This is a genomic window from Anaerophaga thermohalophila DSM 12881 (genome assembly GCF_000191885.1).
Taxonomy (GTDB): Bacteria; Bacteroidota; Bacteroidia; order Bacteroidales; family Marinilabiliaceae; genus Anaerophaga; species Anaerophaga thermohalophila.
In genome coordinates this window covers 1-2268 of sequence record NZ_AEWI01000077.1, presented here as the reverse complement: position 1 = coordinate 2268, position 2268 = coordinate 1, and the positions used below count along the sequence as shown (strand labels likewise).

Annotated in this window: 3 protein-coding genes; all 3 read left to right on the top strand. The window is 38.0% G+C overall.

Translation table 11 applies throughout. The features are described 5' to 3' along the window. Positions 1–294 precede the first annotated feature (294 nt). Positions 295–819, top strand: a complete 525-nt coding sequence (locus tag ATH1_RS0115125; RefSeq protein ID WP_139035460.1) for a hypothetical protein — start codon at positions 295–297, stop codon at positions 817–819. An 87-nt stretch (positions 820–906) separates the two neighbouring features. Further along, a complete protein-coding gene (locus ATH1_RS0115115; RefSeq protein WP_010423504.1) occupies positions 907–1569 on the top strand; it encodes a hypothetical protein in 663 nt (220 codons plus the stop codon). Positions 1570–2083: 514 nt separating this feature from the next. After that, positions 2084–2268, top strand: a 185-nt coding sequence (locus ATH1_RS21980) for a hypothetical protein (RefSeq protein WP_010423499.1), incomplete at its 3' end; no start/stop codon positions are given.

Here is a 2268-nt window from a genome sequence, read left to right as displayed (position 1 = left end):
AAAGGGGTTTAAGGGATATTTATTTTCTTTAAGATAGGAAGTTCCGTTACAAGCATTAAAAGTTTATTTATTGTGCTATTTTTCGTAGGTGCTATATCTTGTGATAGAAAGAAGGAACCTGAAGGTAATTATTTTTTAGAATTTAGACCTAGGGAATGCAATTTTATCTTCGCCGTTCCTGGTTATATAGAAAAAACAGTTTATCAGGGGAACACCTATTCTGATTATAAGTTTTATTCGGAAACTAATTCTTTTCCGCCACAGAGTTTCTTTCTAAATGTTGAAACTCACAATATGAATATCGAAAAATTGTTTTCCGAATTGGAAGATGCTTATAGCGAAGTGTCCTTAAATCTGGATGAGCCTATTCCCGATCTTGAAACACAGATTGAACTCAATTATCGAAAAAAAAGTGCCACTTCCAGTGACTTGAAAAGTGCTTTAGATTATACTGCTATGATTGAGATGGAATACCGAATTGACGGGGTCAGGAATTTCAAAATATCAGCCTTGGATAAGTTGTTTGATCATGAACCGGGCACCTCTTTGAATGAGTATTTCAAAATTATCCGTTACGATCCTGATTTTATTGCGTCGTCCGATACTCACAATCTCCTGTATGGATTTTCTGACAAAGACAAGCCGGAAGATATTGATGAGTGGCTGAATCTATCTCCTTTGGCACCTGCACTTATGTACGTGGCTTTTCGTGAGGTGCCGGACGACTTGCCTGAATCCATTCGGTTTGTTGTGGAGATGGAAACGGACAAAGGGAAAGTACTTAGAGATACCAGCCAGGTTATTCAGTTTAACAGATAAGCAGCTCCTGATGAAGAATAAAATGTTTTTCCTGATCTGGTTGCTGTTAAAAAATGGATTTTTTCGGGAGGTGCTTATTATAAAAAAATGAATAATCTTGTCAGGTATGAAAATCCATCGACTGTTTTGGGTGGGCAAAACAGTGACTGGTATTCGGATGTAATAACCGGGAAAGGAACCTCTTATGGCATTGAAGTACGAGGTGAACGAAAAGGAGAATATTGGGATGGGGCTTTTTCCTATACACTTTCCAAAAGTGACCGTACATTCGCGGAAATCAATGATGGAGTTTCCTTTCCCTTCAGGTTTGACAGGCGTCACATTTTTAACACCAATGCCTCAATAACACCAAAGACCTCCAGTACGAGAAATCAGTTTTTTAATATTGCTTTTTCAATGACTTCCGGAAACAGGGTAACTATTCCGGTGTCTATGTATAAAGGAGTTGAACCGCCATACTGGAGTCAGCGCGACAGAGGTTTATATGTTTCTCCCCGGAAAATGGAAAATGCTCTGTACCGGCAGAAAATCGGAGAAGAAAATGGCTATCTCCTTCCTTCTTATGTCAGACTTGATGTGGGATATACTTTTCAGAAGAAAAAGGAAAAATATACCCGAAGTCTGACTTTGGGCATTTACAATGTATTGAATCGCAAGAATCCTTATCTTGTTTTTCATGAAGACGGGCGATGGCAACAATTAAGTATTTTTCCATTGTTTCCATCTGTAAAATGGCTGGTGGAGTTTTAAAACACAAAAAACACCACAAATCCAGTCACAGCTATAAATGCTCCAATCACCTCTTTGGTGGTGACTTTCTCTTTAAAAATATAGCGTGCCGGCAGGATAATCATTACGGGAGTGAGGGCCATCAATGTGAAGTGGTATTCAATATTTGGGTAAAAATTTCTATTTTTTTAATACGTGTAACTTTAAAAAAAGTTGTAATAATTTAGTGCCCGTCTATAAAGTCGGCAAAAATTGTATCAAATCATGTGTCTGTTCAGAAAGTGTCATTTACAAGGCTTGCGAAGTCGGGAAAAACGGAGTTTACTTTTCGTAAATGAGTAACTTTGACTGTTCATCAGCGGTTAATAGCAGCGGAGCGGCGATAGAACGGTAGAAAAATTTGATGGAAAAGTAAAAAGTCGCGGAGCGGCGACAAAAATTTCACGATTTTAGCGTTCCTTTAGCTTTCGTTTTCAGGATGGAATAAAACAGCCAAATCTCATAGCACCTCAAAATAATATTTAGCCATGATTGAGTGCGGCATATAAAAGAAGTAAGGGATTTATTACTTTTGCAATTCAAGCTTGAGTGCAGTCTAAAAAGCCTTTTGACCCCTAAATCCCCTAAAGGGGACTTTTTCAAACTGCTGATTTTTATCAGTTCCCCTTTAGGGGTCAGGGGTAAAAATGGTAAAAATCAGCAGTTTGAAGGCTTTTTATA

What these genes read in the sequence shown, in the direction of transcription:
- ATH1_RS0115125 (WP_139035460.1), top strand. Translation starts at nt 295, where the DNA reads ATGAATATCGAAAAATTGTTTTCCGAATTGGAAGATGCTTATAGCGAA.
- ATH1_RS0115115 (WP_010423504.1), top strand. Translation starts at nt 907, where the DNA reads ATGAATAATCTTGTCAGGTATGAAAATCCATCGACTGTTTTGGGTGGG.